The following is an 8,108-nucleotide window of genomic DNA, read 5'->3' on the forward strand; positions in this document are numbered from 1 at the left end:
AAAGAGGGTTCATCAACATAAATACTTTATATCTCCTTCTTAGAAATGAAGGATTCTGTTCCACCGTTTTTAAAGATTTTAGTTAACTTAATAATTGACTTGTACGTATTATTGTCATCCACTATCATTTTTTTCAGCTCTTCTATTTCGGCATTACTAGTTCCACTCTCTATTTTTAAACAGTTCGAAATGGAAAGATATCCGCTTGATGCTAAAATAATAATATAAGTAACATCAGGGAAATTAATAAATAGCAATCCGTAGTTCAAAGGATCCCCAGCTGGATGCGATAAAAGCAATCGGAAATCTAGTAGTTCAGGCACTTGAACAAAATCTTTAGAAACAATCGCTTCACCTACTATTGTAATTTGCTTTACTACATTCCCAAGTTCATCTGTAAATTCAATACATCTAGGCGCATCAATTGTTTTTGCTTGTAGAGATAAATTCAATTCAGAATTATAAAAGTCGAAAAAGAGTGTACTTCCCTCCGTTAAACACTGTGGACAAACATTTCCAAGGAGACTAAAATCCTCTTCAATAAATTTAACTTTCGTTTTACAACTACAAACTTTCCCTATTCGAATCGCATCAATTTTTGAACAATCTACAAATATTACCTCATCGTCTTCTTGTACAAATGACACGATACCTTTCATCTTGTTAAATGAAAGGAAATAAGATACAACGATTTCGTTTCCAGCTATTACGATACTCTCAACCTTTGTAAAAGATTCTAGACTTTGTAAAAATTCACATATACTAGTTTGACAACATTGACAATTTCGTTTCGGCTCGCAATCCACTTACATTCAATCCCTTCCCTATATGTTTTTATCTAATACACATAATATGAGCGGGATATATGAAAAGCTTGGACAATATAATTTTAACGTAAGGATATAATTAGTTACGCCTAACATCAATATGGAAATTACGCCAATAATAAGTAATAACACATAATTTTTACTATAAATACATATAACAATTTCATCTTTCAATGAAAAAGCGTTATAATGAGGTGCAGCCTCTAAGATTACGTAATAAAGGAGATAAAAACAATGACTAAAATTAAAGTATATCAAGTAAAAGAAGAAAATATGGAAGCAGTAAAAAACATTATTGATGTTGAGGAACAAAACCCAACTGCTGAAAACTTACAAAATCTATACGCATGTGTATTAGATACTGAAGATATGGCATTACCTGAATCATACGTTGAAGAAGATATCTTAATTGATTCTATGGAAGTTATGGTTAACGCTTCTCAAAGCAAGCTAAGAGACTTAGGTACATATGATGTAATCGAAGTTCAAAACAAAGGTAAGAAAACACAAATTTTATTATTAGCAGACGAAGAATACGAAATTATCGAAGGCTAATTCGACTCCGTACATAAGAAAAAGCTCCTTTCAAAATTGAAAGGAGCTTTTTCTTTATGCTTTTGATGTTTCACTTTTCACCTTATTTTGTTCTTTTTTATATACCATGCGCTCATTTCCCATAAAGAAAACGAATACGAACGCTAAACTTGCGGGGACTAACGCCCACATAAATGTCTGAACGATTGAACTAGAGAGAGCTTCAATAATTTTATCTAATATTTGCGGCGGAATTTGAGATCTTGCCGATTCTGATAGAATAGCTCTTGAATCTCCTAAAGCGTTTGTATTCATTCCCCCGCTCATACCTTTAAACGATTCTTCTAATTGATCCTGGAAACCAGTTCTTTGAATCATTCCGAAGATTGTAATACCAAGTGTCATACCTAATGAACGAATGAAGTTACTCGTTGAAGTCGCAGAACCGCGTTGCTCCATACCGAAGTTATGAATAGCAGCCATACTTAGTACAGAGAATGAGAAACCAACTCCAAAACCGATAATAACCATATAAATTGTTAATAATATACGACTTGTTTCTGGCGTTAATGTACTTAATAAGAATAATCCGATTAGCATAATTACAGCAGAAATAATCATAATGTTTCGGTAGCTAAGTTTCGATGTTAAAAATCCACCTAACTGCGCTGTAACTACTGATCCTAACATCATTGGTAATAACAATAATCCTGAATTTGTTGCGGTACCACCGTATACGCCTTGAATAAATAACGGAATGTACACAGTTGCTGACATAAATGCCGCCCCGTAACATAAGGCAATGATTGTACTCATTCCGAATAGACGTTGTTTAAACATCTCAAATGAAATGATTGGTTCTTCTACTTTTCGTTCAATAACAATAAAAGCAATTACTAAAATAGCGAACCCAGCAAATAAACTTAAAATAAAGCTAGAATCCCAATCATACTTTTGTCCGCCTAATTCTAAGGCGAACATTAAACAAATTACTGCACCAACTAAAGTAATTGCGCCAAACCAATCAATCTTTTGTTCTCTATGAACTCGTGACTCTTTATAAAATAATGTAATAAAAATAAGTGCTAAAATTCCAAGTGGTAAGTTAATATAAAACACCCAGTGCCAGCTAATATAATCCGTAATATATGCGCCAAGTAATGGCCCGAAAATACTTGATAAACCAAATACTGCTCCGAATAAACCACCCATTTTCCCGCGCTTTTCTGGAGGGAAAATATCAAAAACGATAGTAAATGCGATCGGCACTAGTGCCCCGCCGCCAATACCTTGAATGGCACGATAAATACCTAACTGTGTAATATTTTCAGCAGTACCACAAAGTGCCGAACCAATCATAAAGACGATTAAACCGAAAATAAAGAATCTCTTTCTACCATACATATCTGATAGTTTACCGAAAATCGGCATACCTGCCATTTCTGCAACCATATAGGCAGAAACAACCCATACAAAGTTTTCAAGACCTCCTAAATCACCAACGATTGTTCCCATCGCTGTTACGACAATGGTATTATCCATTGATGCCATTAAGATACCTAGCAATAAACCGGCAACAACGAAGCCGAGTTTATTATTCTTCTCAACCATAACCTTGCTCTCCCTCATACTACTTATATTTGTTTATGTTCTTTTACGACTGAATTCCCTTTCAGGTTAAAACTAGTATGATATTCTACTACACTAATTTCACAGCCAGGGCCAATTATAACATGATTTCCTCTAACTACGTCTGCAATTGTATGCTCTAAATAAATATCATCTCCTTCAATAATTGATGTTTGGAGGCTTCCAGCATGACTTGTAAAAGGATTAAATCTCACTTTTTTACGTACTGTAATCTTTTTGCCACCGATTTCCCTTACTTTACTTCCTTCATAACGAAGTGAGATTTCAATATTTTCAGCATTAAGCAAACCATCACTTTCAAGACCACCAGTTAGTAATAATTCCTCTACTTCTATATCTCCCTTCACATTTAAAGCGCCTTTCACATCTACGAAATCACCTGAAAACTTTCCTTTAACTTCAATCATACCTCTTACTTTTGTTTTTTCTATATGAGCATCACCATACATTTGTGTATTGCCATATACTTTTATACATTCCGCATCTACGTTTCCTTGTACTCCACTATCTCCATACACGACATAATTTTTAACTTTCATATTACCACGTACATCACTCGTGCCGTACGTTTTAAATTCATTACAACTCATATGATTAGAAATTGTTCCTTCGCCGCGTATCTTTACTTTGTTATAATCCCCACCTGCTGAGCTACCTGATCCATTACAGTAAGACTATGTTGATTTTCCATATCGATTGCTCCCTTCTTTACACCTGCCTAATTTCTTTTACATTTGCGCTTTTATCAACAGTAAGAACTCCGGTATATTCAATGAGTTCAATCTCACAGTTCGGTCCTACTGTAACATTGTTTCCTCTTACCGTTTTTATGTGAGCATAATCAATATCGATATTGTCACCTTCTAACAATTCAGCCTCTAGCTGCAGGCCAAATACTGTTTTAAAAAGTTTACTAAAAGTACTCAATCTATGTCTTACTTTAATTGTTTGACCGCCAATTTCTTTCGCTCTACATGTACCATGAATTTTTATATTAATTTCATCTGCGCTTAATAATCCACCAACTGTAAATTGCCCTTCTGAAGAAAAAATATCAACTTCACAATTACCATCAATCGTCGCTTGACCATTGATTTTAAATTCTTCACCAGTTACATTACCACCTATCGTCCCTTTTCCTGCAATTTTTAAAGTGGTCGCCTTTACATCTTGTGTAATTGTCCCTTTCCCATCGATTCGCATCGTTTCTGCACTAACTGTACCCTCAACTTTACCTGATCCGCTAATTCTCGCATCGCTACTTTTCAAATCACCAGTAACAATTCCGTAACCATTACATTCAAATTGGTCGCACTCAACGTTTCCATTAACAGTTCCTTTTCCATTTAGTTGCACTTTATGAAACTCTCCACCGTTTGATGAACCATATCCGTTTATAATTAAATTTTCTGTACGCATTATTTCTCCTCCACTACAACAGTTTAGTTTTTAATGCTTCGGTAAATTTCATAATTGCTATACGTAAAACAATCTTTGTTCCCTTTTCAAAAATTAAATCCTCAACGCTTGATACTAAGAAGCATGTAGAAATCCCTAACTTCCGAATAATAACTAAGTCACAATTTTTATGTTTAATCGCTTCATAATTTTCACGTAAAACTTGTAAAACCATTTTCCCTTCTTCTAAGCTAACGTCTCCTGATTGAAGAAGTTCTTCTAACACGTATACATAAAGAATCTCTGCAAATTGAAAATCTTCCGTTTTGTTCGTTTGCTCCATGAAAAATTGTAAAACAGGTTCTGATGTAATTTCTTTACGAATGAGATCTTCCTTTGCTAAAAGAATCTCTGTTACGCTTGGTGAAAACATATTTGCCAATTCATCAAGCGATAGATCCTCTTTCATCGTTTGAATTTTATCAATACGCTCTAATATCTTTTCTTTCGGAAAAAATGTTTCCTGACCTGTGAACGTTGACTTCCGTACAAACCAATCTTCCGGTATTAAATTTTTTCTCTTCCACCTATATAACTGTCCGTATGAAATACCAGTTAACTCTAATAAATCTTTTTTTGAAATTAAATTTGTAATCAACTGTATATCACTCCTTCCTAATAACAATGTGCAAAACAAACTTCATTTCCATACAAAAAAGGTTCTTACACATCTTACAAAAATGCATAAAAACCTTTATATATCAAGCCTTAAACCATATTTGATAAAAATCAATCCAACCTTGTGGATTGATCATTATATTTTGCACTTTTTCGTGTGAACTTACTTGCTGTTTGTTACGATATAAAGGAATAATATGAATTTGACGTAACAATGTGTCTTCAATATCGTGTAACAGTGTCATCCGTTTCTCTAATTGATTCTCTATAAAATAAGACTGCAATACTTCGTTAAATTTTATATTGCTATGTTGATGAATAAAGCTGTTTTTTGTAAGAAACATATATAGTAAACTTTCTTCAATACGCTCACTAATTGTCGCACTATCATGTATTATATCAGCCTTTTGTATCGTACTTGTTTGCAATAACTCTTTTGTTTCAAGAAAAATGACTTCAATAGTGACGCCATACTTCGCACACTCTTTTTGTATCCAATATGAGTCTTCAACATGATCTTGTTCTGTAAATGTATATAGTCGCAGTGTTTCATTACGGTAAGAGCTCTCTTTAATAAGCGTATATATCTCCTCATTTATATGTATAGTGCCACCCTTTGTTAGAACCAATTCTTCTGCTATTTCTCCGCGCGCTCCTTGCAATTCCTTGATAAGCGCATTGCTATGAATGATTTTATATAGAGCTTTCCGAAACATCGTGTTTTGCATAGGTCCTTCTTTTGCGGTATTTAATGTAATGTATGTTACATTCGACTCAAGTCTAGTTAGTTCTTTATGATGCTTTTCTATATTGTTATAGTGTGCTTTCGCTAAAATATCGCACGTATTTACGCTGTGCTCTACATTCCATAATTCAATTCGATCGAGAAATGGTCGCTCGCGAAAATATAAATCATTTGCTTCTAATACGAATACATCCTCATTCTTTTCACATAATCGAAACGGTCCAGTACCGATTAACCTTCCATCTCCATCTCCATCTTCATTTACAATAGAACACTGTTCTGTACTTAAAGCATGTAAAAACAGCTTATTATCTGTAGATAAACGAATCTGCACAATGTAGTCATCAAGAATATGTAAACTTTCAACGTGCTGTAACATCCACGCATGCGGATTATTTTTCGCTTTCAAGAATCGTTTAAATGTATGTACAACGTCATAAGCAGTAAATTCTTTCCTGTTATGAAACTGAACACCTTTTCGTAAGTAGAAGGTCCATATATATTTCTGGTCATCATATTCCCAATAAAACGCAAGTCTTGGCTCTACACTGTTTGTATTTCCGTCTATATACACTAACGTGTCGTATATATGTTTTACCATATGACATTCCGAACGCATCGTAGCGTATACAGGATCTAATGCAATATCTAGATTCATTTGGACTTGCAAACGTAGTACATCTCTTCTCCCTTTAGATGTCCTTTCGACTTGATACCCGAATATCGAATCTATCCAAGTTTGAAATTGAGTTTGAAGCGATGGAAAATATGAGCTATACCTTTCAATAAATGCACTCCCGTTTTTTACATCCCCTTGTTTCGTTATTTCTTTTCCTCTTTCTAAAATTAAAGAAAGTGGATGTTTTTGAAATAACAACTTTGAACGATTTCCTCTCCCTCGGCCTGGAAACCACCTAATCCAATTAAATTCTTCTAATTTTTTTATTATTAATTTACTATTTCGCTCTGTACAAAATAAAGTTTCAGATATATTTTGTATTGTTATTTCTAATTGTTCTCCCTCTGATCTCCCTTTTCCATACTGGAGCCACAGGTGCATATATTGCTCCAAAATAATCATAAAACGCCCCCTAAAAGATGAAAAATCTTCCTCTTTCATTCTACCCTTTTTCATTTCTGGCTTCCATCTTATCATTTCAATATAGAAAGGAGGAAATAAAAATGAAGTATCTTTTAAAACGTTATAATAAGCCTATTCTCATTCGATTGTTCGGTGAATTGTTAGTCCGAACGACTGAAGCGATGTTAGCTATCATTTTTATTGTTCACGTTAATAAAGCGTTAAATGGTAATGTCATCGTTACAATGCTTCTTTTCGGATTACAGCCTCTCGCTGATATTGTGTTTACATTAATCGCTGGGGGTGTAACAGATAAATACGGCCGAAAGAAAATAATGTTACTCGGATTACTTTTACAAGCTTTTGCCGTAAGCGGATTCGTTTTTGCTGAATCGGTCGCCTTTTTCGCCTTATTGTATGTAGTAAATGGTATTGGACGCTCTTTATATATTCCGGCACAGCGAGCACAAATCGCTGACTTAACGAAGGAAGAACAACAGGCAGAAATATTTGCTGTTCTGCATACTACGGGAGCAATCGGCTCTGTAATTGGCCCATTAATCGGCGCCTTTTTCTATACTAGTCACCCTGAGTATTTATTTATTTTGCAAGGTGTAGCCCTTACGCTATATGCTATTCTCGTTTGGACGCAGCTTCCTGAAACAGCTCCACTCATGAAAAACGTTAATAAAACTAAAGAAGTATATTCGCCAAAACGATTTATTTCAAAGCATTACGCTGTGTTTGGACTTATGGTTTCTACGCTACCGATTAGTTTTTTCTACGCCCAAACCGAATCAAATTATCGTATATTCGCCGAAAGTGTATTTCCAAATTTTCTATTTGTACTCGTGTTTATCTCAACTTGTAAAGCTGTCATGGAAGTGATTCTCCAAATTTCCCTTGTGAAATGGTCTGAACAGTTTTCTATGCCTAAAATCATTGTTATTTCCTATACTTGCTATACGTTAGCTGCGATTGGCTACGGTTATTCCACAACAATATGGTCATTATTCTTCACATTGCTCTTTTTAGTAATTGGGCAAAGTATAGCTTTGAATCACTTACTACGATTCGTTTCACAAATCGCCCCAAGTCATAGACGCGGATTATATTTTTCTATATACGGTATACATTGGGATATTTCAAGAACTTGTGGGCCTTTTGTAGGTGCATTGTTATTAAGTAAATTAAG

The 8,108-nt window shown here is 34.5% G+C and carries 7 protein-coding genes and 1 pseudogene; 2 read left to right on the forward strand and 6 right to left on the reverse strand.

Features of this window, described 5'->3' with window-relative positions; genetic code table 11:
• Positions 1–26: 26 nt before the first annotated feature.
• Positions 27–806, reverse strand: coding sequence for a BC_2878 family exosporium-associated protein (locus tag AB3X49_RS14450; protein WP_002165599.1), 780 nt, complete (start codon positions 804–806; stop codon positions 27–29).
• Between the two features lie 255 nt (positions 807–1,061).
• Here AB3X49_RS14450 and AB3X49_RS14455 point away from each other — a divergent pair, with 255 nt between their 5' ends.
• On the forward strand, positions 1,062–1,382 hold the full coding sequence (locus AB3X49_RS14455; RefSeq protein WP_002168197.1) for a hypothetical protein: 321 nt from the start codon (positions 1,062–1,064) through the stop codon (positions 1,380–1,382).
• 54 nt (positions 1,383–1,436) lie between these two features.
• On the opposite strand, the gene AB3X49_RS14460 is transcribed toward AB3X49_RS14455, so the two are convergent.
• From AB3X49_RS14460 to AB3X49_RS14480, 5 genes and pseudogenes are all read right to left on the reverse strand, one after another.
• Positions 1,437–2,972, reverse strand: a complete 1,536-nt coding sequence (locus AB3X49_RS14460) for an MDR family MFS transporter (protein WP_002127801.1) — start codon at positions 2,970–2,972, stop codon at positions 1,437–1,439.
• A 23-nt stretch (positions 2,973–2,995) separates the two neighbouring features.
• Positions 2,996–3,702 (reverse strand): annotated as a pseudogene (locus AB3X49_RS14465) (cytoplasmic protein).
• A 17-nt stretch (positions 3,703–3,719) separates the two neighbouring features.
• Positions 3,720–4,430 (reverse strand): bactofilin family protein, encoded by a 711-nt coding sequence (locus AB3X49_RS14470; RefSeq protein ID WP_103458795.1) that lies wholly within the window; start codon positions 4,428–4,430, stop codon positions 3,720–3,722.
• A 13-nt stretch (positions 4,431–4,443) separates the two neighbouring features.
• On the reverse strand, positions 4,444–5,067 hold the full coding sequence (locus AB3X49_RS14475) for a YhbD family protein (protein ID WP_088291641.1): 624 nt from the start codon (positions 5,065–5,067) through the stop codon (positions 4,444–4,446).
• A gap of 103 nt (positions 5,068–5,170) precedes the next feature.
• A complete protein-coding gene (locus tag AB3X49_RS14480; protein ID WP_367962928.1) occupies positions 5,171–6,952 on the reverse strand; it encodes an ABC transporter substrate-binding protein in 1,782 nt (593 codons plus the stop codon).
• Positions 6,953–7,014: 62 nt separating this feature from the next.
• On the opposite strand from AB3X49_RS14480, the gene AB3X49_RS14485 reads away from it, so the two are divergent.
• Positions 7,015–8,108 (forward strand): MDR family MFS transporter (locus AB3X49_RS14485; protein WP_367962926.1); only part of this gene is annotated, 1,094 nt, incomplete at its 3' end.

It is taken from the genome of Bacillus sp. C30 (genome assembly GCF_040838255.1).
Classification (GTDB): Bacteria; Bacillota; Bacilli; order Bacillales; family Bacillaceae_G; genus Bacillus_A; species Bacillus_A mycoides.

Coding starts and splice junctions, on each gene's coding strand:
- AB3X49_RS14455 (WP_002168197.1), top strand. CDS start 1,062: ATGACTAAAATTAAAGTATATCAAGTAAAAGAAGAAAATATGGAAGCA.
- AB3X49_RS14460 (WP_002127801.1), bottom strand. CDS start 2,972: ATGGTTGAGAAGAATAATAAACTCGGCTTCGTTGTTGCCGGTTTATTG.
- AB3X49_RS14470 (WP_103458795.1), bottom strand. CDS start 4,430: ATGCGTACAGAAAATTTAATTATAAACGGATATGGTTCATCAAACGGT.
- AB3X49_RS14480 (WP_367962928.1), bottom strand. CDS start 6,952: ATGAAAGAGGAAGATTTTTCATCTTTTAGGGGGCGTTTTATGATTATT.